Consider the following 23,596-nt stretch of genomic DNA (forward strand, 5'->3'; position numbering starts at 1 on the left):
GGTTTGCGTTTGGTGCGGGGACCCAACTAACTCGCAGTAAGTGTCGTTTTGAGACGTCTAAACGACAACAAATGCGAGTCAGTTGGGGTTGGGTGCGGCGTGCTAAGCGGTGCGGCCGACGCCGATGAAGGATAGTCCCGTGGTGGGCAGCGGCTTGAAGCCCGAGAGCTTCTTCTCGTCCCATGCACTCGGGAGTTGACGGTGGAAGAGCGGGTACAGGGGGACTTCCTCGGAGACGAGGTCCACGATTTGGCCGGTGATCTTCTTGGCGTCAGCAGGCGCGGCCTGCGAGCCCTTATCCATCAGACCCTGGAGCGTGGCACTTTCCGGAGTGGTCCAGTAGGCACGCTTCGTCATCCAGGTGGCGCCGGAGTAGAACCAGCTCAGGAGCAGGTCTGCGTCGTTGCCGAAGACGGAGGGGTCGCCCGGGGCCGCCACTACCGAGAAGTCGGCCTTGCCAACCCTGTCCGAGTACAACGCGCCGGACTGGAGGTTCTTTGCCGTGACCTTGACTCCGGGGATCTTGTTCCAGGATTCCAGCATCAGCGGCGCAACGTCCTTGACCCATGCCGTGTCCGTGGTGAGCAGTTCGAATTCGAGGTTGCCCACGCCGGCCTGCTTGAGGAGGTCGGCGGCCTTCTGGGGATCGTAGCCGTAGACGTTCTTGGCCTTGACGTAGTCCGGGTGGCCCTCCTGGAAGTACGACGACGCAGCCTTGGCATTGCCGAACAAGGCCTTCTTGATGATGGCGTCCTTGTCTAGTCCGTAGTGGAGTGCCTGGCGGACCAGCTTGTTGTCGAAGGGCGCCTTCGCGCAGTTGAACATCAGGAACAGGAGACCGAAGGACTGCACGGATTCAACCCGCGCCTTGGACTTGAGTCCATCCATGTCCAAGTAGGGGACGTCTTCGATCGCCTGGACGCGGCCCGACTGGACCGCGGTGACGCGGGCGGCGGCGTCTGAGAGCAGCAGCCAGGTCATGCCCTTTGCGAGTGCGGGCTTGGGGCCGTTGTAGTCGGCGAATGCTTCGAAGACGATTTTGTCGTCCTTGACGGCCGAGATGAGCTTGTAGGGGCCGGAGCCGACCGGCTTGGCGTCGAATCCCTTCTGATCAGTTGAAGCCAGTGCCTTAGGAACCACCTTCACCACGGAGATTCGCGGTCCGAATCCGGGGAAAGGGTACTTCAGCGAGAACTCGACCGTCTTGGCATCAAGCGCCTTGACGTCCTTGATGAATGGAATGAACTGGGAGAACAAGGACTTGTTGGCCGGATCCATCACGCGGGTGAAGGAATAGGCCACATCTTCCGTGGTGACGAGGGAGCCGTTGTGGAACTTGGCGCCGTCGCGGATGGTCACCTGGTAAGTGGTGTCGTTGATCTTCTTGGGGTCGCTGGCGGCGAGTGCGTTGTAGGGCTCGCGGGTGGCCGGGTGGAGTTCCACGAGGCCTTCGAACACGTGCAAGTTGGCGGCCAGAGGCGTGGCGCCGGAGGAGGTCAACGGGTCGAAACCCGTGGACAGGGCATAGGAGATGCCCGCCTCGATGGTGAGGTCTTTGTTGACGGCAGCGATGTTGCTCGCTCCGCCCGTGGTGGTGGCGGCGGGACCGCCGCATGCCGAAAGGGTTGCGGTGAAGGCCGCGGCAGCGCCCACTGCTCCGCTCAGCTTGAGGAAGTTGCGTCGGCTGGCGTCATTGACCAGCGGCAGTTTGTTAATCGTGTTGCTCATAAGATGCCTCACCATTCAAGTTTTCTGGTTATCGGATGTAGGACATCCGATGCTCGTAAAGAAACTGTAAGGGCGGTCACATGAAGTCGTCAAGCGAAATGTGGATCACTGGTGGTCGCGCCGGCGGCTATCAGAGCCTACCGGCGGGCGTCCTGCGGTGCGCCTGCCTTGTGGGGGGGCAGTCAAAAATCAAGCAAACATCTATGAAGGAGATGGGACATCCGATATTGTATGTTGCGAAGCACTTATTCCCGGTGGGCGCTAGGCTCACCTCAACATTAACACCGCACTGATTCCTTGTCCCGGTTCCTGAAAGGGGGCCGGCCAGGGATGAGTACTTTTGCAAGGAGAGCCATGACCACTTCCGGTGTCGTTCCGCAGGCACGGTTCAGCGCACAGGCCCGGCTCAGGGCACTACAGGCGGACATTATGGAATTGATCCTCGAACGCGAGCTCGAGGCGGGCGATCCTTTGCCCACGGAAAACGAACTCTCCGTGGCGCTAGGGGTAGGTCGCAACACCCTGCGCGAATCCCTGAAAGTGCTGCAGGCCCTGGGTGTTATCGAGATTCGCCATGGCTTCGGCATGTTCGTCGCCCCCAGCAACTTCGAAGCACTCGCGGATGGCCTGACGTTCCGGGGCCGCCTATCGCTGCGCCATCAGGGCCTTGAAGCGCTGCAGCTCGTGGATGTGCGCCAGGCCCTCGAGTCGGGGCTGATCGGCTCATCGATGGACGTGATGACTACCGAACAGCTCGCCTTGATCGAAGAATCCGTCAAGCAGATGGAAGAGCTCGCGCACGCGGGGGAGAACTTCGTAGCCGCCGACGCCGAGTTCCACCGCCGGCTGTTCGAACCCCTGAACAACGAGCTCCTCATCAACCTCATGGGTGTCTTCTGGAAGGTCTACCGGAAGATCCACGTGGAGATCGGATCCGCCAACGAAGATCTCGTAGCCACCGCGGCGATGCACCGAAGCATCTATACCGCCGTCGCAACCGGAGACAGGACCGCCGCCGCCGAACTGCTCAACCGCCACTTCGACGGGATCCGTCGCCGCATCAGCGAGGCCGTCGCCGCGTAAGCCTGGCACCCAAGCGCAAGGGCCGCCGTCGTACTTTCTCGTTAAGTACGTACGGCGGCCCTTGGCGTTTGGAGCTATTCCGTCAGGCCGCACCGTCGCCCCCTTCTTTGACTGGGAAAGCGTTTGGGACACGGCGAGTCACGTCATTCCGGGTCTCGGCAGTGGCAAGGAGGGTCAGGACGGCGTGGCCCAAAACCGAAAGCCCGAATTTAACGAAAGAAGACCCGCACCAAGCACGGTGCGGGTCTTCATTTTGTGCGCCCAAAGGGATTCGAACCCCTGACCTTCTGTTCCGTAGACAGACGCTCTATCCAGCTGAGCTATGGGCGCATCTTGGTGATTCTCGGGAGTTTCAAACTCGTTCCCCCCTCGAACCTCAATAAACTTTACGCGAGATCCCCGTTCGTGCCAAATCGGCGCGGTGTAATCTACCTAACTAGACCGGTCTATGTGACCTTGGTCACTAATTTCGCAGTTTTAGGACCCAAGATCCTTGATTTTTAGCGGTTTTGCTCCGAAATGGTCAAGAGATCCCATGTCCGAACCCAGATTGGTCTACTCCGCGACCCCTAGCATTTAGGACACACCACTGAACCCGAGGAAGGGAACCACGATGGGCGATCTGGCGCGACTGCCGCTGCTTGAGAAGGCACCTACTACGCATGCACGCCTGCTGGCCTGGGTCGAGGAAGTAGCCGAGCTGACACAGCCGGACCGCATCCACTGGGTTGACGGCAGCGAAGCGGAATACAAGAAGCTGACCGACGAACTCGTCGAGGCCGGCACCCTGAAGAGGCTGAACCAAGAGCTCTTCCCCAACTCTTTCGCCGCATTCTCCGATCCTGCGGATGTTGCCCGCGTAGAAGAGCAGACATACATCTGCTCCGAGAAGGAACATGACGCCGGCTTCACCAACAACTGGATGGCTCCGGCCGAGATGAAGCAGAAGCTGCGCGGACTGTTCGCCGGCTCCATGCGTGGCCGCACCATGTTCGTCATTCCGTTCGTCATGGGCCACCTGGACGCCGAGGACCCCAAGTTCGGCGTCGAGATCACCGACTCCGCCTACGTTGTTGCCTCGATGCGCATCATGGCCCGCATCGGCACCGACGTCCTGGAACGCATCACCCAGACGGACGCGTTCTTCGTCCCCGCGCTGCACTCCCTGGGTGCTCCGCTGGAAGCCGGCCAGGCCGACGTTGCGTGGCCTTGCAACCCGGACAAGTGGATTGTGCACTTCCCGGAAGAGCGTTCCATCTGGTCCTACGGCTCCGGCTACGGCGGCAACGCCCTCCTTGGTAAGAAGTGCTACGCCCTGCGCATCGCGTCTGTCATGGCCCGCGACGAAGGCTGGCTGGCCGAGCACATGCTTATCCTGAAGCTGACCTCGCCTGAGCAGAAGAACTACTACATTTCTGCCGCGTTCCCCTCCGCTTGCGGCAAGACCAACCTCGCGCTGCTCGACCCCACCATCAAGGGATGGAAGGTGGAGACCCTCGGCGACGACATCACGTGGATGCGCTTCGGCAAGGAAGGCGAGCTCCGCGCCGTCAACCCCGAAGCCGGCCTGTTCGGCGTCGCTCCCGGCACCGGTTGGGGCACCAACCCCAATGCCATGCGCGCCATCGCCAAGGGCAACAGCATCTTCACCAACGTTGCGCTGACCGACGACGGCGGCGTGTGGTGGGAGGGCATGACGGAGGAAACTCCGGCGCACCTGACCGACTGGCAGGGCAACTCCTGGACTCCCAAGTCCGACAAGCCCGCTGCGCACCCGAACTCCCGCTTCTGCACCCCGATCGACCAGATCGACATGCTGGCCGAGGAGTACTTCAGCCCCGACGGCGTGGAACTCTCCGCGATCCTCTTCGGCGGGCGCCGGAAGACCACTATCCCGCTGGTCACTGAAGCCCGCGACTGGTCCAACGGCATCTTCATGGGTTCCACGTTGTCCTCCGAAACCACGGCTGCCGCGGCCGGAGCCGTTGGCGTCGTGCGTCGCGATCCCATGGCCATGCTGCCGTTCATCGGCTACGACGCGGGCGACTACCTGAACCACTGGGTCAACCTGTCAGCCAAGGCGAACCCGGAGCGTCTGCCCAAGATCTTCCTGGTTAACTGGTTCCGTCGCACCGCCGAGGGTGGCTTCGCATGGCCCGGCTTTGGTGACAACTCGCGCGTCCTCAAGTGGGCCATCGAGCGGCTTGAAGGCAAGGCCGACGCCGTCGAGACCCCCATCGGATTCGTGCCGACCGGCGAGTCCATCGACCTCGAAGGCCTGGACATGACTCCTGCCGAGGTGGAAGCCGCGGTACGCGTCGACCCCGCCGAGTGGGCAACGGAGTTGGCGTCGATCGAGGAATGGTACGCGAAGTTCGGCGGTTCCCTGCCGGCTGCGCTGATCTCGGAGCTCGAGGGCCTTAAGGCCCGCCTGGCCTAGCTCCCCGCTGCCTCCCCAGCGTGGGCCGAGGCAACCGAACGACGGCGGTCCCGCACCTTGTGTCCTCAAGGTGCGGGACCGCCGTCGGCGTTTCATTGACCAGGCATTGTGCCGCGCTTGCGGCGAGAGTAGCTTTTAGAGAACCAGCAGTTCTCTAATTTCCGGGACCGGGCCATGGACGATGCCCAGCAGCACAAAGAGAAAGTCCACTCTGCCATCAGGACGGCGCTGCCTGGAATCCTGTTGGTGATGTTCCTCGGAGCGCTGGACCAAACTGTCATGGCCTCGGCCCTGCCCACCGTCGCCGGGGATCTGGGCGGCCTGGATCAGATGTCCACCATCATCACCGGCTACCTTGTCGCCGCCACAGCCGCCATGCCCCTCACGGGCAAACTTGGCGACGCTTTCGGGCGAAAACGGATCCTGCAGGCTTCCCTCATCTTTTTCATCATCGGCGCGGGACTGTGCTCGCTGGCGCAGTCGGTGCCGCAGCTCATCGCTTTCCGCGCGATTCAGGGCATCGGCGGCGGAGGGCTCATGATCGGGGCACAATCGATCATTGGCGAACTTGTCAGTCCTCGCGAGCGGGGCAGGCTTCTGGGCATTATCGGCGCAGCCTTCGTCATGGCCGCGGTTGCCGGACCTTTGGCTGGCGGTGCGGTGGTTGATCATTTCTCCTGGCGCTGGATCTTCTACTTCTATGTTCCGTTCGGATTGGCTGCCCTTGCCGTGGTGACCTTTACACTGCGGCTCCCGGCCACTCCGCGCGGACGACGAGTGGACTACGGAGGCGCGGCCTTGCTGGGCCTTGCGATCGTGTCCGTGATCTTCCTCTCCAGCGGCGGCTACCCGGGGCAGCTTTGGGTGTCCCCGGTCCTCGGGGGTGTGGCTCTTGTGGCACTGGCGGCTTGGCTGTTCAGGGCGCGTCGCACGGCTGATCCGATCATCCCCTTGTCCCTGTTCCGGGATCCTGCCTTTGCCATACCGACGGCGGTGAGCTTCCTGGTCGGTTTTGCGATGTTCGCCACGTTGAATTACCTTCCGGCGTTCTTGCAGGTGGGGATGGGCATGTCGGCAACGGCCTCGGGCGGCATGTTGATTTCGCTGATGGCCGGGCTTCTGCTCACGACGTCGGGATCGGGTGCGCTGATCACCCTCACTGGACGCTACAAGCTGTATCCGGTGGCCGGGACGCTGCTTGCGGTTCCCGGGCTCTGGCTGTTCAGCACCATGGACTCGAGCAGCAGCCCGTGGCTCGTCCTGCTCTCCATGCTGCTTCTCGGTCTGGGAATCGGGCTCGTCATGCAGGTCATGGTACTGGTGGTGCAGAATTCCGTGGAGCGCCGGGACCTTGGTGCTGCGACGTCCACGGTGACCTTCCTTCGCCAGGTGGGCGCCGCCGTCGGCGTGGCTGTTCTGGGTTCCCTGATCACGGCGCGATTTGCCGCAGCGGTCCCGGCCTCACTGGCGGCCGCGCTGGGCAGCCGCATTAATTCCTTGACGCCGAAGGCCCTGGAAGCGCTGCCGGCCGCGGACCGCATCGCGGTTGCCCAGGCGTTCGGACATGCGCTTCCGCCGGTTTTCGGTTTTGCCGCCGTGGTGTTGGCTGTGGCATTCGTTTTGACGCTCTTCCTTCCCGAGCGGGAGTTGCGGACCACCGCGCACTCGGACACCGCGCTCCCAGAACCTTCCGACGCCGCCGACAGCACCGCACGAGGAGCCCACGATGACTGAGAAAACCACTGCTCCTCTGACCGCTTTCTGCGCGGGGGACATCGCCGTCGCAGGCGGCAAGGGCGCCGCTTTAGGCGAACTTGCGCGCGAGGGATTTCCGGTGCCGCCGGGCTTCATCATCACCACGAACGCGTACCTGTCCTTCCTGGCAGAAACGAAAGTGGGGATTGAGTTGGATAGCCTGCTGTCCGGCATGAGCGGTGCGCCCGACGGCGGAGCGTCCGGCGCCGCTATCCGGACCCTCTTTGCCGAGGCGGAAATGCCTGTCCCGCTGCGGCAGGAGATCCTTGATGCCTACGCGAACCTGGGCGGCGGGGCGGTCGCGGTCCGGTCCAGTGCTACGGCGGAGGATCTTCCGGGAGCGGCGTTTGCCGGCCAGCAGGACACCTACCTCAACGTCATTGGCGAGGAAGATGTCATCCAGGCGGTCTCGAGTTGTTGGGCATCGTTGTGGACGGACCGGGCTATGGCCTACCGGCTTCGGCAGGGAATCGACCCGCACGAGGTGGCCATCGCCGTCGTCGTACAAAAAATGGTGCCGGCCGCCATGGCGGGTGTCATGTTCACAGCGAACCCGGTCACGGGCGAGCGCGGTGCAATGGTGGTGGACGCGAACCCCGGGCTGGGGGAGGCCGTGGTCTCGGGGCGGGTGACGCCGGAGCACTACGTCCTCGACCGCTCGGGAAAGGTTCTTGGTTTCACGCCAGGTGGCCGCGAGGTAGTGATCAGCGTGGCAGCGGGCGGCGGTACGCGGGAAAGGGCTGGTATGCCGGGGGCCAAGCCTGGGCTCGCCGCGGGGCAATTGGCGGAGCTGGCCCGGCTGGGACGGGAAGCCCAGGAGCATTTCGCTCGGCCACAGGACATGGAGTGGGCCGTGGCCGGGGGCGTGCTGTATGTGCTGCAGTCGCGGCCGATGACCGCGCTCCCGCCTCAACCGCCCAGCCTCAACGCGGTACAACGGCGGGTGGGGCCGTTCTTCATCGAGATGTTCCAGGAACGGCCGTATCCGCTGGATGTCTCCGGGTGGATGAGCCGAGGAATCTTGGGCATGCTGCGGGGGATGGCCGGAAGCGTGGGCGTGGTCTTTCCCACGGTTGAGGAGTTGTTGCCGGAGGAGGACGGCGTGGTGGTTCAGCTCATCCCGCCGGTGCCGCGCCCGACCCTCCGGACCCTTGCAGCGCCCGTGTCTTTGCTGCGACGGTCAAGGCAATTCAAGCCAGACACGTGGACCCAAGATCCGCGCTTCGCCCGGTTCCTTGGCGAAATCGAACGACTGAACGGAATGGATCTCGGTCCGCTGCGCTGGCGTACGGTCATCGAACTTGTGGAGGAGTGCTTCGCGACGATGCAGGCGATCGGGGATCTCCGGATTTCTTACCTGCCCGGAATTCTCGTGCCGGTGCTGAAGATGCGCTTGATGCTTCTGTTCCTGGGCAAGATAAGGCTTGCGCCTGCGCTGATCGCGGGCGCGGAAACCCGGACGAGCCAGGCGAATCGGGCACTTGAACGGCTCGCTTCCCTTGCGGCAGACGACCCCGGACTGTCACGCGCCTTTCGTGAAGCCGACCCCCGCCAGCTGCTGGACCAGGTCGAAAAGGATCCAGAGCATCGCGCTTTCCGGGAGGCGTTCCAGGAGTTTCAGCTGGAATACGGACACAGGGAAACCACCAGCGTTGTCCTGAGCAGTTCGCCTACGTGGTCCGATGCCCCCGAGGTGGTGCTGGGGCTGGTGAAGGCCATGTCCGGAGAGCGGCATCAAGCGGCCGACCAGACCGGTACAGCGATTGCGGAATTGAAGCGTCACCCGGCACTCCGCTTCGAACCGGTGCGGCGAAGGGTGCTCGCCGCCGTCGAGTCCGCTCGGGCCGGAATGGCTTTCCGCGAGGACAGCCACTTCTACGCCACCAAAGCCATCCCGCCGATCCGCCGCGCCTACCGGGAGCTCGGCCGGCGGTTGGTACTGGGTGGCGTGATCGACGCACCGGACGACATCTATCACTTGCGGTTCGAGGAATTGGAGTCCATCACGGACGCGGACGACGGCGGTGCGCTGCCGGCTTCCCTGCGTGACCGTTACCGGCCGCTGGTGCTGGCGCGGGCGACGAAACGGAGGGAACTGGAGGGCATCCCGCTGCTTGATCCGGTTTTGCTCTTTGGCCGAGGCCGCCAGGTGGACGGGGCCCTCGTCTCCGGTACTCCGGCCAGCCGCGGCCAGGCAAGCGGGCTTGTCCGGGTGATCCGGGGGCCGGCCGAGTTCGGCCAGCTCCGCAGCGGCGAAATCCTGGTCTGCCCGTACACCAACCCTTCGTGGACGCCGTTGTTCCAACGGGCCGCGGCGGTTGTGGTGGATGCCGGAGGGCTTGGCTCGCATGCGGCGATCGTGGCCAGGGAATACGGAATTCCGGCAGTCATGGGCACCGGTTCGGGGACCAGCACTTTGGCCGATGGGCAGCGGGTGCTCGTGGACGGAAGCCTGGGAGTGGTCCTGCCGACCGCTTCGCCGGGGGATGTTTGACATGCCGAAGCAACAGGAGTTCTTGCCGGAGCAACAGCACCGCGTGCCGGTGCAGCAGGACCATCGCAAGCTGCCGCGCCGGCGCGGAGCTGCCTTGAACAGTGCAATTTTCGAAGCGGTCCGGGCGGAGATCGCCGAATCCGGGTACGCCGCGCTGACCATGGACAGCGTCGCCGAGCGCGCCAGGGCGAGCAAAGCTTCGCTCTACCGGCGGTGGCCCGGGCGGGCAGCGTTGGTGCTCGAGGCAGCCTACGATGCCATGCCCAGTCCGTCGTCCGCGCCGGATACGGGTAGCCTGCGCGGGGACGCCCTGGCGATCCTGCGGCTTGTAGCGCAACAGCTGGAAGGAGCAGTGGGCCAAGCCATGCGCGGGCTGTTAGGGGAGGCACTCCAGAACCCATCGGTGGCCGCAGAAGTCCACGAGTACACGCGCGGCAACGTAGGGAAGATCATGCGAGCCATTATTGAGCAGGCTGCGGCACGCGGCGAATGTGATCCCAGCGTGGCCACGGAGACGAGAATCGAGGCCGGACCCGCTTTGCTGCGGCAGCGGTTCATCTTCTCGGGAACGCCCATCGATGATGAATTCCTGGTGAAGGTCGTGGATGAGGTGATGCTGCCGCTGCTGGTGGTCGGCCCGCCGGGGGTGGTGGTCGGCCCGCCGGGGGTGGTGGTCGGCCCGCCGGGGGTTCCGGGGGCCGACGACCACGGCTAGTTGGCCAGCCAGATGTCCGGTCCGAAGACTTCGTAATGAATCTTCGTGGCGGGAATTCCGGCATTGATGGCTTCGTTGCGGATGTGCTTCATGAATGGCAGTGGTCCGCACAGATACAACGATGCGTCCGCCGGCAGGTCCACTTCGCGCAGTGACATGAAGCCCGCATTGGACCCGGGCTGCGGTTCCTCCAGCCAGAGTTGGAGTTCGGCTCCATCCAGCCGCTCGACGTCGTCCGTCATCTGCCCGCGCAATGCCCAGCTGTCCAGATTGCTTTCGGCGTGCAAGACCAGGACCTTGCGGTCCGAGCCGGAATCTGCGAGCGAGCGCAGGATGGATGCTGTGGGTGTGCAGCCGATGCCGGCCGATGCGAGGACCACCGGCCCGTGGCCGTCCTTGAGAGTGATCTCGCCGTAGGGGTTGGAGATCTCTAGGACGTCGCCGACCTCCACCGTGTTGTGCAGGACCGGGGAGACCTCGCCGCCGTCGTCGATCTTTGTAGTGAAGCTGCGGCTGGTGCCGGCATCACCGGAAAGTGAGTACTGACGGACCTGGCGCAGGCCGTCCGGGAGGGCGACCTTGACGCTGATGTATTGACCGGGCAGCGCCTCGGTGATGGGGGTATCGTCTGCGGGTTCCAGGGTGAAAGTCAGGGATCCGGTGCCGGCGGGAACCTTGGACGCGACCTTCCAGGGACTCCACATCTTGCCATTGGCCTGCGCCGCGTAGAGCCCTTTTTCGAGCTTGATCAGTGAGTCTGCCATGAGCCAATAGACCTCAGTCCAGGCTTCGGCGATTTCCGGGGTGATGACTTCGGCCAAGTCCTCTGCGATGGCGGCGAAGAGGTGCTCGTAGACCACGCGGTATTGCGGCTCAGTGATACCCAATGAGGCGTGGCGGTGCGCGATACGGGAAAGTACGGTCTCGGGCAGGGTGCCCGGGTTGCTGACCAAGTGGCTTGCGAAAGCGGCGATGCTGCCGGCAAGGGCCTGCTGCTGGTTGCCAGAGCGCTGGTTCGAACGGCTGAATAGCCCGTCAAGCAGCTCGGGGTGCGCAGCAAAGAGGCGGGAGTAGAACTTGGGAGTGATGTCACCAATCCGGGAGCCGACCAGAGGCAAAGTCGCCTGGATGACGGGGAAGGACTTGTCCGAGAGCATAGGAACTCCTGTCTTAGTGGCCCGTTGCTTGCGTACGGACCGGGATCAATACTCGTATTTAAAATGCAAGTATCTATGCCTAAGTTCTACACGCTGTAGAAGACTTTGGCCAATCGACAGGGCTGAGGACCGTCGGCGTGCGTCACAGCCCGGGCTTACGGTCCGGGCTTACAGCCCGGGGCGCAAGCCGATTGCTTGGAATGCTGGCGCCATTTGACGCATGTGTGGCAAGGAGGAGACGACGACGTCGTCCAGTTCCCGGTAGAAGGCTTCCCGTGCTCGGGCCAGGGCGTGGCGCAAGCCGCATTCGGTGATGAGTGGGCAGTCGCCGTTAGCGGATTGGCACTCCGCGGGATCCGCTCTGGTATTCAGCTCCCGCAGGAGCTGGCCCACTGTGGCTTTTTGTCCGGCTGCGCTGAGCCGGGATCCGCCGTTGCGGCCACGCTCGACGTCGATCAGGCCGAGCTCCCGCAGCCGAACGATGGCCTTGCTGACGTGGTGGTAGGGAGTCCCCACGGCGTCTGCGATGTTTTGGGTCGTCAGGAGTTCACCTGCGGGCGCGGACGACAGAACCAGGAGCGCGCGCAGGCTCACATCCGCGAAGGCATTGATCTTCATGCCAACAAGCTTACGGAGTCAGGTCTAGTCCACCCAGACGAGGGGTTCGTTGGTGTCGGCTTCGGCGGTGTCAAAGGTAAAACCTTCGGTTGTCTGGACATAGGGGACAACGGCTGCCATGAGCCCGCCGGCGCGATGCTCAGCCGCGGCGTGAATCCCGTCCGAGCCGTGTTCCGGAAGGATGACGTCGCTGGCGATGGCCACCGCGCGGTATCCGTCACGGCCTTGGCGGAGCAACTCGAGGATATCTGCCAGCATCGACTCGGTATCGACGTTTCCCTCGTCGTCCGGCTCTCCGGGAGTGACGAAGACGAGCCGGAGTTCGTCGTCGTCCGCGAGCGTGACGGCGAAGGGAAGGAATCCACCGTTTTGTTCCAGGTGTTCCTGCGCCGTCGCCAGAGCCGCTCCCAAGGTCTCACGGACTTCGCGGAGCTCGCGTTCCTCGGTACTTTCGAGGGTATTGGTACTCATGCTGTGCTCGTCTTCCGGGCCGCAGGCTAATCCCGGACCAGTGCGAGGACACGGTCGCGGACCTTTTCCATGGTGGCCACGTCCTTCGCCTCGGCGTTCAGGCGTAGGAACGGCTCCGTGTTGGACGGTCGAAGGTTGAACCACCAGGTGCCGTCCTTCGCGGTGAAGGTGCTGCCATCCATGGTGTCGACATCGACGTCTTCGCCGTCAAAATCGGCGCGGACGCGCTCAATGGCACCCGCTTTGTCCTCGATTTCGGAATTGATTTCGCCGGAGGAGACGTACGGCTCGTACTGACGGCCAAGTTCGGACAGCGGGCCGTCCTGCTCGCCCAGTGCCGCCAACACGTGCATGGCTGCGAGCATGCCTGTGTCCGCGTTCCAGAAATCGCGGAAGTAGAAGTGCGCCGAGTGTTCGCCGCCGAAGACGGCACCTTCTTCAGCCATGACGGCTTTGATGAACGAGTGACCCACGCGGGTGCGGACGGCGCGGCCGCCATCTGCGGCCACGAGCTCGGGGACAGCCCGCGAGGTCAGCAGGTTGTGGATGATCACGGGAGTTTCTTCACCTGCGGCCTGGGCGCGCGCGATTTCGCGACGCGCAACCATGCCAGTGATCGCAGAGGGGGATACAGGTTCGCCCTTCTCATCGATCACGAAGCAGCGGTCGGCGTCGCCGTCGAAAGCCAGGCCGATGTCCGCGCCGTGTTCGATCACCGCGGCTTGCAGATCGCGCAGGTTTTCTGGCTCAAGTGGATTGGCCGGGTGGTTCGGGAAGGAGCCATCCAGCTCAAAATACAGGGGGACGATCTCGAACGGCAGGGCAGGAAGCAGTTCGTTACCGAGCACGGCAGGCGTGGTCAGTCCGGCCATCCCGTTTCCGGCGTCGACCACGATCTTCAACGGACGGGAGCCTTGGAGGTCAACCAGGCTACGCAAGTACTCGGAGTAGTCCTTCAGGACATCGCGGACACTGATTTTTCCTCGGGCCTCGGCAGCAGGGATGCTGCCGTCGTTGAGGTACTTCTCCGCCAGCGCCTGGATTTCCTTGAGGCCTGTTTCGGACGAGATCGGCTGCGCGCCGGCCTTGGACATCTTGATGCCGTTGTACTCGGCCGGGTTATGGCTTGCGGTGAACGTGGCGCCGGCAGCATTGAGAGCGCCACAGGCGTAGTAAAGCTCGTCGGTGGAAATGAGGTCAAGCAGCTGGACATTGGCGCCACGGCGGGCGGCGCCGTCAGCAAATGCCTTGATGAATTCGGGGGAGGACGGTCGCATGTCGCCGCCCACCAGCACCGTCTCGCCTGCGAGGCCCAGAGTGTCGACGAACGCGGCGCCGACCGACTCCACGATGTGGGACGTGATGGATTCGCCGACGATTCCCCGGACGTCATAAGCCTTGAAGGAAGCCGAGAGGTCGAATGTCTTGTTCTGCTCGCTAGTCACGCGCTCAATCTTACTGTGGAGCGCGGTTGGCACTACGCCAGCGGCCGACTATGTGGAAAACGTTCGTCCACATAGATGAAGTTCCAGGTTCTGGCTGTCTGCGGGTGCTGGAATACTGAAGCCATGCCCAACAACCCGGATGCTGCTCTTCTTGCGGCGGAACAGTCCACCACCCGCCTGCAAGCCCTTGAGGTACTGAGGGAGCTTGTGGGAAGTACGGACGCGCAATTCCACGACGGCCAGTATGAGGCGATCGAGGCCCTGGTCGACGCCGGACGGCGCGCCTTGGTGGTGCAGCGGACGGGCTGGGGCAAGTCCGCCGTGTACTTCGTCTCGTCGTTGTTGTTGAGGCGTCGGGGCGCCGGACCTACGCTCATCGTTTCGCCGCTGCTGGCGCTCATGCGGGACCAAGTCGCGGCAGCCGCGCGCGCCGGCGTCCGCGCCGTGGCGATCAACTCCGCCAATCAGCTCGAGTGGGACAACGTTCGCGAGCAGCTGGCCGCGGACGAGGTGGATGTTCTCCTGGTTTCGCCGGAACGGCTCACCAATCCTTCGTTTCGCGAAAACCAGCTTCCCGAGYTCATCCGCCGTACCGGCCTCCTGGTGATTGACGAGGCCCACTGCATTTCGGACTGGGGCCATGATTTCCGTCCCGATTACCGGCGTATTTCCGATCTCATCGAGCAATTACCGGGAAGCGTCCCTGTGCTGGCAACCACCGCCACGGCCAACTCCCGGGTGGTCCATGACATCGAGGAACAACTCGGCGCCGGTGTGCTCACCATCCGAGGAGCGCTTGGCCGGGAGTCCCTGCGGCTGGGCGTCTTGAAACTCGCAGACTCGAGGGATCGCCTTGGCTGGCTGCTGACACATCTGGCCGACATGCCAGGCAGTGGGATCATCTACACCCTGACCGTCTCCGCAGCGGAGGACACCGCCCGGCTGCTCTCCGAGGCAGGCCACAACGTCTTGTCCTACACCGGCCGCACAGACCCTGCCGATCGCGAACGTGCTGAGCAACTCCTCAAGGACAATCAGGTGAAGGCTCTCGTGGCCACCTCGGCGCTTGGGATGGGGTTCGACAAACCAGACCTCGGTTTTGTCATCCACCTTGGTGCTCCCTCATCGCCGGTGGCGTACTACCAGCAAGTGGGCCGTGCCGGGCGTGGCGCCGCCAATGCCGATGTGCTCCTCCTGCCGGGATCCGAGGACCGCGAGATCTGGCAGTATTTTGCCACAGCTTCCATGCCATCAGAGGAAAAGGCGGCGGCCGTGCTCGACGTCCTGGCCGAGTCCGGATCCGCCTTATCCACTGTGGCGCTCGAAGCGAGGGTGGACCTGCGCCGCACGCCCCTGGAACTCCTGTTGAAGGTCCTCGCGGTGGATGGTGCGGTGGAGCGCGTTGGCGGTGGCTGGAGGTCCACGGGACGTCCATGGACCTATGACGYCGAACGCTACGCACGCATCGCCGAGGCCCGGGTGGACGAGCAGGACTCCATGGTGATCTATCAGGACACCGCTGGATGCCGCATGGAATACATCACCGCTGTCCTGGACGACGAGTCGGCACGTGCTTGTGGCCGCTGCGACAATTGCGCTGGCACGTGGTTCCCAGCGGACGTGGCTGCAGCAGCCGCCGACGCCGCGGGGCAGACTCTCCGGCGCGCGGGGCTCGCACTGGAACCACGCCTTCAGTGGCCCAGCGGCATGGACCGGCTAGGTGTTGCCGTGAAGGGCAAGATCAAGCCCGACGAGTTGCTGGCCGAAGGCCGTATCCTGGCCCGCCTGACTGACCTCGGCTGGGGAGGGGCCCTCCGTGCACTCTTTGCCGCCGGCGCAGCTGACCGCGACGTCGAGCCTGCCATGTTGCAGGCCTGCGTGCAGGTGCTGCGCGAATGGGCTGCCGGAGACGGCCGATCCGCAGGGTGGAGCGGGCAAGGACGGCCCGCGGCCGTGGTGAGCATCCCGTCCAGGAACAAGCCTGCGCTTGTCGAATCCCTGGCTCGCGGCATAGCAGGGATTGGCCAGATGCCATATCTAGGTTCTCTCCAGCTCCAGCACGGCGGGCCTGCTGGCGGGAGGGGTGGCAACAGCGCATACCGGCTGGCCGGTGTCTGGGACCGCCTTGTGGTGGGCCCGGAACTTGGACAGAACCTCGCGTCGCTAGGTGGTCAAGGCATCCTCTTGGTCGACGATCTTGCGGACAGCCGCTGGACCATGACCGTTGCCGGGCGCGTCCTCAGACAAGCCGGAGCAGGATCGGTATTGCCTCTAGTCCTCGGTCAAGCAGCTTGAGCGGCGCGGCATCGGACGTCGTCCAGTCCGAGTCCAAGTGGCAGCCACGGCTCGCATTGCTGGTTGCCGCCACGTTCTTCATGGAGTTCCTGGACGGCACAGTCCTCACCACCGCCATGCCGAGCATCGCGGCCGACTTCAAAGTGGTCTCGGCCGATGTCAACATCACGATGACTGCCTATCTGGTGACCGTGGCCATGGGAATTCCGCTCAGCAGTTGGCTCGCAGAACGCTTTGGTGCACGTCGGATCTTCTGCCTGGCGATCGCCGTGTTCACAGTTGCGTCGCTGTTGTGCGCGGCCAGCCAGGACCTCACCCTGCTGACCTTGAGCCGGGTGGCACAGGGGGCCGGCGGGGCCATGATGGTGCCGGTCGGGACTCTCGTCGTGCTGCGGGGCACACCCAAGTCAGAGCTCCTCCGAGCCACGGCATTCCTCGTTTGGCCCGGCTTGCTAGCCCCCGTTTTGGCGCCGCTTGTGGGCGGAGCTTTCACTACCTATCTTTCCTGGCACTGGATCTTCCTGATCAACCTACCGCTGGGGCTTGCTGCCTTCATCGCCGCCGTGAGGCTGGTTCCGCGTACAGGAGGCGATGCCGGCAGGCGGCTCGACTGGCCGGGGCTCACCCTGACTACCCTCGGCGTCGGATCGCTTGTGGTGGGCCTGGAAGGAGTTGGCGGTCATGGCGCGGGCGCGGTCCCGGCAGTCGTGCTGTTGGCTGGAGCTTTTGCTTTGGCAGGGGCGGCCTGGTGGATGCTCAAGGCCAAGACTCCGCTCTTCGATCTCCGGGTCTTCGCCACCCGGACCTTCCGGGCCACCTCCACCGGCGGCTTCGTCTATCGGCTGACCATCAGCTCGGTGCCTTTCCTGCTGCCGCTGTTGTTCCAAGACGGCTTTGGCTGGGACCCCCTCAAATCCGGTGCCATGGTGGCCGCTGTCTTCATTGGCAACATCGGCATCAAACCCGCTACAACGCCCATCATCCGCCGCTTCGGCTTCAAACCCGTGTTGGTCTTCGCGTCGCTCGCCTCGTCCGTCACCTTTGTCGCTTGCGCGGCGCTGAACGCCGGAACCCCGGAACCGTTGATTTTTGCCTTGCTGCTGGCCAGCGGAGCCTTCCGTTCCATCGGCTTCTCGGCCTACGCGTCTGTGCAATATGCGGACATCGTGCCGGGGGAGCTTCCCTCGGCTAACGCAGTCTCAGCTACTCTGGTGCAACTGGCCGCGGGTGCCGGCATTGCCGTAGGGGCACTTTTCCTGCGTCTTTTCGATCATGCTTCACTCTTTGGCGGCGGCCCTTCCTCGGCGTACCGCGGCGCTTTCCTCGCCATGGCTGCGGCGATGCTCCTGAGCACCGTAGACAGCCTCACGCTGCACCGGCATGCTGGGGCTGAAGTCAGCCGTGTTGTGGGCAAGCCGGAGAAACGTCGGGGCTAGGAGCGCTAGGGGCAGCCAAAACGCCGGAACCTCCAGCACGGAGATTCCGGCGTCTTTTGGCGGCCCGGTGACTTGCTGGGACAACGCTAGCTAGGAAGCAGGGTGCGTGAACGGAACCCGGTCGAAGGACACGACGCTTGCTGAGTCCTCGGGATTGACCGTGACCTTGAGCCAGTCCTTTGCATTGTTGGACCCATCCACAGTGACCCGCGTCAGGTTCTTCGCCGCGGTGGCCTGGCCGTAGAACGTAAGCCACGCCGAACCGTCTGCGAGAGGGTGGTCCTGGTTATAGACGTGGCTGTCGCCGTTGATCAGATAAACCGGGCCACCAAATGAGTTCGATTCCTCGATCAAGGTCTGCACCAGGGGCTTGAACGCACCAAAATCCGCCTGGGAAGGAGCCGCGACGGTCGGGTCGAACATATCGGCCTGCGTCATCACGACGACGGCCCGGTCACCGTTGTTCCGCGCCTTGCGGAAAGTGTCCTTCAGCTCCTGGATGTCTGCCCGGGTTCGCTGCTGCACTTCGTTCAATTGGGCGGCGGTGGGCTGCGTCTGGCCGAGTCCCGTCCAAGGCAGCATCGAGTTGTTACTACCCGGAATGTTGACAGCAGTGAAGGCGACCTCATGCTTGCGGAAGCTGACGTTTTCCGGGAAGCCTTCCTTGGCCTGTGACTTCACTTGCATGGGCGAACCAAGCGTGACACTTGGTTCCGGGAAGAAGACTTCACGGACCTTGGCCAGTCTCTCCAAGGGGTTGTAAGCTCCATTGTTCGTTCGGTGGCAGTCAGTCCACTCGTTGTCGCCCGGGGTGTAGACGAGTGGCGCCGTAAAGCTGTCGAAGTTCTTCTTGATGGCTTCGAAGTACTGGTCCGTGCACTGGGACGATCCGTTCTTGATGTCGCCCACATGTGCTACAAAACTCAGTTCCTTGTGTGCGTTCAGGTCCTGAATGTAGGACGGGAACGCCTGGATTTCAGCGTCACCGTAGGGCACATCGCCGATCACTCCAAAGCTGAAGCCATTGGTGTTGCCTTGATGGCCGTTGCCGTTAGAGCCATTCTGTCCTGTCTCAGCACCGTTGATTGCTGCACCGTTGCCAGCCGCCAGGGCTGGCGGAGTCAGCAACGTGGTTGACAGCAGGACGGCTCCGACCGTCGCGATCGCGAATCTTGACATTGAACGCATGAAACTCTCCTCGTCGTTGGTCTCGGGTTACCCGGACGAGGCTATTGGCGCGAGCTGAATTCGAAGAGTCGGAGACATGAATCTTCCCCGCCAAAATCCGGCCAGGAGGACCCTGGAACGCAAAAAGGCCCCGGTCCGAAGACCGGGGCCAAAACGCGGAGACGGGGGGATTTGAACCCCCGGTGGAGTTGTGCCCCACACTTCATTAGCAGTGAAGCCCATTCGGCCGCTCTGGCACGTCTCCAGTTGCTATTGCTAGCCAACCAAGGATACGCAGAACTGGGCACCCAGCGCAAAACGGGGGACCCAGGGGCCGCGGGCGTGGATCTTAGGCGACCGTCACCGCCCCGCACCTTCCTTGCCCGCAAGCGCCCGCCACAGGAAGTGCTGGCTGCGGGCTTGGAGCGAGGCCGCTTGCCGGTTGTCCGAGGCTCCGGCGTGACCGCCTTCAAGTGCTTCGTGGAACCACACGTTCGGGATGCCCATCGCCTGCATCCGGGCTGCCATCTTCCGCGCCTGGACCGGGCCCACTCGGTCATCGGAGGTGGCCGTCCAGATGAACGTCTCCGGGTAGTCCACGCCGTCGCGCAGCAGGTGGTACGGCGAGAAGGTGCGGATGTATTCCCACTGTTCCGGGACGTCCGGATCGCCGTATTCGGCGATCCAGGAGTAGCCGGCCGAAAGTTTCGTGTAGCGGCGCATGTCCAACAATGGGACACCGCAGGAGACCGCCCCGAACAGTTCCGGATACTGGGTCAACATGTTGCCAACTAGCAGACCGCCGTTGGAACCGCCCACGCAACCGAGCCTGCGCGGACTGGTGACGCCCCGCGAAATGAGGTCCCGGGCAACCGCGGCGAAGTCCTCGAACGCACGGTGCCGCTTTTCCTGCAGGGCGGCACGGTGCCAGGCAGGACCGTACTCACCGCCGCCGCGGATGTTGGCTACGACGTACACGCCGCCACGGGAATGGGATTCTGAGCCGTCTTCGGATTGGATGCTTTCACTTCGGCATTCCAGCCACGCACGGCCGATGGCTCCGCTGTAAGCAGGGGTCCTGGAGATCTCGAAGCCGCCGTAGCCCGAGAGCTGGGTGGGGTTTTCGCCGTCGAGGTCAAGATCTTTGGACGCCACCTGGAAATAGGGCACACGGGTGCCGTCTGCCGAGGTGGCGAAGTGTTGCTGGACCTCGTAGTCCGCCTCGTTGAAGAACGACGGCGAGGACTTCACCACGGAGTGCGTGCTGGACACCCCGCCGTCGTGGCCCGCGTCGAGGGTGTAGCTGGCGATGCCCGGGGACAGTGTGCCGCGCATGAGGGTGGTGGGAGTGGTGAAGCTGGTTGCCACGAGCCAGTAGTCGTTGCCGGCGTCGTCGCCTTCTGCTTCGTCCTCGTCGTCGACGGCGTAGGCGTTCACATCGTGCAGCGGTGGGCACGCATCGAGCAGGGTCACGGCCCACCCACCGGCAGAATCCTTGCGTGCGGGGTCGATTACCCTGATCTCGGAAGAGACATCGTGCAGCAGGTTCAGGAGCAGGTAGTCCCGGGTCCAACTCCAGGACTGCAGGGAGGTGTGCTCATCCGGGGTGAAGAGCACCGTGAAGTCGCGTGCTCCGGACAGATAGCCCTCAAAGTTGGCGGCCAGCAGCGACCCCGCCGGGTAGGTGGTATCGCCGACGTTCCAGTCCTGCCGCGGACGGAACATGAGCCAGTCGCGGTGGGAACTGAGGTTGACGTCCGTGGGGACATCAATGGCAAGCCACTCGTCGTCACGCAGTACGGAGGTGGTTCGGTTGAAGAAGTCGATCCAGTCGACGGCGAAGGTGCGTTCGAAACCCGGGGTGGAGTCGTGGGCGACGAGGGCCATCATGTGGTCTTCGGGGATCTCGAAGATCCGCCCGGCTTCAGCCAGGCTTTGGCCCCGTCGAAGCCTCACGCCGGTCCGCGCGTAGGACGAGCTGGTTTTCGGCAGGCCATCCGCAGTAGTGGAAACCAGCAGCGTATCGGCGTCGAGCCAGCTTACGTTGCCCTTCGCAGTCGGAAGGTCGAAGCCGCCAGCTGCAGGGTCCACGAAACTGCGGGTATCGACGTCGAACTCGCGATGGCGGTTGGCGTCGCCGCCGTCGGGGGACAGGGCGACCATGGCGAAGCGGTGCGGTTCGCCCTCGGCCGGACGGAGGAAATTGGCGCCGTGGAACACCCATTCTTCGCCTTCTGCCGCGGCCAGTGCGTCTATGTCCAAAAGCACGTCCCATTCCGGGGTGTCGCTGAGGTAGCTCTCCCACGTGGTCCGGCGCCAGAGACCTTTGGGGTTCTGCTGGTCCTTCCAGAAGTTGTAGTAGTGCTCGCCGCGTTTGTTGACCATGGCGATCCTGTCAGTGGAGTCAAGAACCTCAAGGATTCCGGTTTCCAAAGCGGCGTACTCGGCATCGTCGAGCAAGTCTTCAGTGCGGGCATTTTGCTCCCGCACCCAAGCCAGCTGTTCCTCGCCATGAACGTCTTCAAGCCAGATATTCTCGTCAACAGGTTCGGGTGCGATTGCGGTTCCCTGGGCAGTTTCGTTGTCGGGCGCGGGCGCTTGATCAGCTGCTGTGGTGGTCATCCCTCATCCTAGAGTCACTGTCTGAGAAGGAAGCAAGTCACAAGAAGTTAGGCTTGGGCGTGGGTAAATCGCAGAACATTCGGGTAGGGCTGATCGGGGCAGGTCCTCGCGGCACCAGTGTGCTGGAGCGTTTACTCGCCAATTGGGCTGCGACGGAAACGGGAGCGCGTTCCCTTCACATCGACGTCGTGGACCCCTTTCCCGCGGGTCCGGGACACGTCTGGCAGCCCGAACAGTCCCGGCTGTACCTCATGAACACTCAGTCCTTCTATCCCACCCTGATTCCCGAGGACGATCAGCTCGCGCCGCCCTTGGCCGGGGGGTCTTTCGAGCGGTGGCGGTCGGAACAGTGTGCGTCCGGGGGCGCCGGCCTGAGCCCCGAGGAGCGGGCCGAACTTGCCACCCTCGCCTCCCACGACTTTCCAAGCCGCGCCCTCTATGGACGGTATCTGCGCTCCACGCTGGAAGAATTACTGGAACGTGTCCCGGCCGGCGTCGAGATCGCGTTCCACCGGAGCAACGCCGTGGCGGCGCGTCCCCTGCCGGGTGGCCTGGCGGACGGCGCAGCGTACGCCTTGCCGGTCGGGCCTGCGGGCGGAGGGTTCGACGTCGAACTCGACGACGGCGCTCGCCTCACCGTCGATTCCCTCGTCCTCGCGCTGGGCCACCTTGGGTCCCGGCTCAACCCGGAGCAGCGTTCGTTCAGCGAGGCTGCTGCCGAGCTCGGTCTGCTGTACTTCCCGCCGGCCGCTCCTGCCGACGTCGACTGGGCCTTGGTCCCGGACAAGGAAACGGTCCTGGTCCGGGGCATGGGCCTGAACTTCTTCGACGTCATGGGCCAGTTGACGGAAGGCCGAGGGGGACGATTCGTGGCGGCCGGCGACGGTCTCCCGGGGAAGCTCAAATACGTGCCCTCTGGCCGGGAACCGAAGATCATCGCGGCGTCCAGGCGCGGCACTCCGTACCGGGCCAAGGCCGGGTTGGATGGCTACTACCCGAAGTCGGTGCGTTTGCGGTACTTGACGGAGAATGCGCTGAAACGCTTTGCCGCCGCGGGTATCCAACCTGGCTTCGATCATGACCTCTGGCCCCTCCTGCATCGTGACGCCTTGTGGGCCTACTACTCCACGTTGGTTGTTGCTGAACCAGTGGCCGTGTCTGATGCGACGGAATTCCTGACTGCCCTCGAAGACCTGCTGCGTCCCCATGCGCATGCAACCGGGCGGTGGGAAAACCAAGTCGCAGAGTTGGTTTCCATCCACGTTGCGGCGTCGCGCCGCCTTGACCTTCTGGGCCTCGCGGCGCCCTTGGCCGGGCGTTCCTTCGCGTCTAGGAAGGAACTCGACGCCGCCGTCGTGGACTATCTGGACGACGACGCCCGCCGTTCCGCGCTGGGTGAGGCGGATCCCGTGAAGATGGCAATCGGCGCCTTGCACACGGGACGGGCCATCTTGAAAAGTGCCGTGGCCGACGGCGGCATCACGGACGAATCGTGGGTGGGTGAACTCCGGGGCTGGTTCGAGTCCTTCGTTGAGGGGCTCGCGAGCGGTCCTCCCGCCCTGCGTGCCGAACAGCTAGCCGCTTTGGCGCGTGCCGGCGTCGTGAGTTTCGTGGGGCCGGATCCGCGGTTCAACGTTGACCATGGCAGGGGTGTCTTCCGGGTGGTATCCGCCTGGGTGCACGAGGGCGCTGCCGAAGCCAGGACGCTGATTGAAGCGATGTCTCCGGCGAACAGGGTGGGCGCGAGTGTTTCCCCGTTCTTGCGGCAGTTGCTCGCGGATGGGTTGGTGCGGCCCAAGGTGATGATGACGGCCGAGGGAACGCCGGTGCAGACCTCCGGATTGGATGTCCAAGCGCACCCCTACCGTCTGGTGGGTGGCAATGGTTCCCTGACTCCCGGGATGTACGCCTTGGGCCTGCAACTTTCTTCTGCCCAGTGGGGGACGGCCATCGCCGCCGAAGCCCGACCTTCCGATGGTCCCGCCTACCCCAGCGGCCAGCGGACCCTCCGCGACGCCGACGAAATCGCGAGGGACATGCTCGGCCTGCCCCCGCAAAAATGAGAATGCTCCTCCGGCTCCGCCAAGAAAAAATGAGCATGCTCCCCGCCCGCTCCGACGAGTGGACATATTCCCAATATGTCCACTCGCCAAGGCCGGGGGAGAGCATG

15 protein-coding genes and 2 tRNA genes are annotated in these 23,596 nt (G+C 63.7%); 8 read left to right on the plus strand and 9 right to left on the minus strand.

Annotated elements, in window-relative coordinates:
* Window positions 1-102 precede the first annotated feature (102 nt).
* Window positions 103-1,743, minus strand: a complete 1,641-nt coding sequence (locus AC1DLO_RS14945) for an ABC transporter substrate-binding protein (protein ID WP_476890458.1) — start codon at window positions 1,741-1,743, stop codon at window positions 103-105.
* A 339-nt stretch (window positions 1,744-2,082) separates the two neighbouring features.
* Here AC1DLO_RS14945 and AC1DLO_RS14950 point away from each other — a divergent pair, with 339 nt between their 5' ends.
* Window positions 2,083-2,811 carry a FadR/GntR family transcriptional regulator gene (locus tag AC1DLO_RS14950; RefSeq protein ID WP_476890459.1) on the plus strand — a complete coding sequence of 243 codons (729 nt, stop codon included), beginning with the start codon at window positions 2,083-2,085 and terminating at the stop codon, window positions 2,809-2,811.
* A gap of 256 nt (window positions 2,812-3,067) precedes the next feature.
* Here the strand turns inward: AC1DLO_RS14950 and AC1DLO_RS14955 are convergent.
* A tRNA-Arg gene (locus AC1DLO_RS14955) sits at window positions 3,068-3,141 on the minus strand.
* Between the two features lie 283 nt (window positions 3,142-3,424).
* Between AC1DLO_RS14955 and AC1DLO_RS14960 the strand changes: the two genes are divergently transcribed.
* The 4 genes from AC1DLO_RS14960 (at window position 3,425) to AC1DLO_RS14975 (ending at window position 10,215) form a co-directional block, all read left to right on the plus strand.
* Window positions 3,425-5,251 (plus strand): phosphoenolpyruvate carboxykinase (GTP), encoded by a 1,827-nt coding sequence (locus AC1DLO_RS14960; RefSeq protein ID WP_476890460.1) that lies wholly within the window; start codon window positions 3,425-3,427, stop codon window positions 5,249-5,251.
* Window positions 5,252-5,425: 174 nt separating this feature from the next.
* The gene (locus tag AC1DLO_RS14965; protein ID WP_476890461.1) at window positions 5,426-6,985 is read left to right on the plus strand and encodes an MFS transporter; all 1,560 of its coding nucleotides are present in this window, start codon (window positions 5,426-5,428) and stop codon (window positions 6,983-6,985) included.
* Entirely contained in the window at window positions 6,978-9,500 is a 2,523-nt protein-coding gene (locus AC1DLO_RS14970) for a PEP/pyruvate-binding domain-containing protein (protein ID WP_476890462.1), read from the plus strand. The genes AC1DLO_RS14965 and AC1DLO_RS14970 overlap by 8 nt, the downstream gene beginning before the upstream one ends.
* 1 nt (window position 9,501) lies before the next feature.
* Window positions 9,502-10,215, plus strand: coding sequence for a TetR/AcrR family transcriptional regulator (locus tag AC1DLO_RS14975; RefSeq protein ID WP_476890463.1), 714 nt, complete (start codon window positions 9,502-9,504; stop codon window positions 10,213-10,215).
* On the opposite strand, the gene AC1DLO_RS14980 is transcribed toward AC1DLO_RS14975, so the two are convergent.
* The 4 genes from AC1DLO_RS14980 to AC1DLO_RS14995 all read right to left on the minus strand — a co-directional run bounded on the left by AC1DLO_RS14980 (window position 10,212) and on the right by AC1DLO_RS14995 (window position 13,906).
* A complete protein-coding gene (locus tag AC1DLO_RS14980; RefSeq protein ID WP_476890464.1) occupies window positions 10,212-11,372 on the minus strand; it encodes a globin domain-containing protein in 1,161 nt (386 codons plus the stop codon). The two genes, AC1DLO_RS14975 and AC1DLO_RS14980, sit on opposite strands and share 4 nt — an antisense overlap.
* Window positions 11,373-11,540: 168 nt before the next feature.
* Window positions 11,541-11,990, minus strand: a complete 450-nt coding sequence (locus AC1DLO_RS14985; RefSeq protein WP_476890465.1) for an RrF2 family transcriptional regulator — start codon at window positions 11,988-11,990, stop codon at window positions 11,541-11,543.
* A 24-nt stretch (window positions 11,991-12,014) separates the two neighbouring features.
* Window positions 12,015-12,461 carry a hypothetical protein gene (locus AC1DLO_RS14990; RefSeq protein ID WP_184740882.1) on the minus strand — a complete coding sequence of 149 codons (447 nt, stop codon included), beginning with the start codon at window positions 12,459-12,461 and terminating at the stop codon, window positions 12,015-12,017.
* A 26-nt stretch (window positions 12,462-12,487) separates the two neighbouring features.
* Complete coding sequence (locus AC1DLO_RS14995; protein WP_476890466.1) at window positions 12,488-13,906, minus strand: phosphomannomutase/phosphoglucomutase; 1,419 nt, start codon at window positions 13,904-13,906, stop codon at window positions 12,488-12,490.
* A gap of 123 nt (window positions 13,907-14,029) precedes the next feature.
* Here AC1DLO_RS14995 and AC1DLO_RS15000 point away from each other — a divergent pair, with 123 nt between their 5' ends.
* Entirely contained in the window at window positions 14,030-16,201 is a 2,172-nt protein-coding gene (locus AC1DLO_RS15000; RefSeq protein WP_476914514.1) for a RecQ family ATP-dependent DNA helicase, read from the plus strand.
* Entirely contained in the window at window positions 16,198-17,637 is a 1,440-nt protein-coding gene (locus tag AC1DLO_RS15005; protein ID WP_476890468.1) for an MFS transporter, read from the plus strand. Before AC1DLO_RS15000 ends, AC1DLO_RS15005 begins: the two co-directional genes overlap by 4 nt.
* A 90-nt stretch (window positions 17,638-17,727) precedes the next feature.
* On the opposite strand, the gene AC1DLO_RS15010 is transcribed toward AC1DLO_RS15005, so the two are convergent.
* The 3 genes from AC1DLO_RS15010 to AC1DLO_RS15020 all read right to left on the minus strand — a co-directional run bounded on the left by AC1DLO_RS15010 (window position 17,728) and on the right by AC1DLO_RS15020 (window position 21,426).
* Complete coding sequence (locus tag AC1DLO_RS15010; RefSeq protein ID WP_476890469.1) at window positions 17,728-18,825, minus strand: hypothetical protein; 1,098 nt, start codon at window positions 18,823-18,825, stop codon at window positions 17,728-17,730.
* A 156-nt stretch (window positions 18,826-18,981) separates the two neighbouring features.
* Window positions 18,982-19,069 (minus strand) — tRNA-Ser (locus AC1DLO_RS15015).
* Window positions 19,070-19,164: 95 nt separating this feature from the next.
* On the minus strand, window positions 19,165-21,426 hold the full coding sequence (locus tag AC1DLO_RS15020) for a prolyl oligopeptidase family serine peptidase (protein WP_476890470.1): 2,262 nt from the start codon (window positions 21,424-21,426) through the stop codon (window positions 19,165-19,167).
* 59 nt (window positions 21,427-21,485) lie between these two features.
* Here AC1DLO_RS15020 and AC1DLO_RS15025 point away from each other — a divergent pair, with 59 nt between their 5' ends.
* Window positions 21,486-23,489 carry an FAD/NAD(P)-binding protein gene (locus AC1DLO_RS15025; protein ID WP_476890471.1) on the plus strand — a complete coding sequence of 668 codons (2,004 nt, stop codon included), beginning with the start codon at window positions 21,486-21,488 and terminating at the stop codon, window positions 23,487-23,489.
* Window positions 23,490-23,596: the final 107 nt, after the last annotated feature.

The organism is Arthrobacter sp. 01T419, from assembly GCF_056398865.1.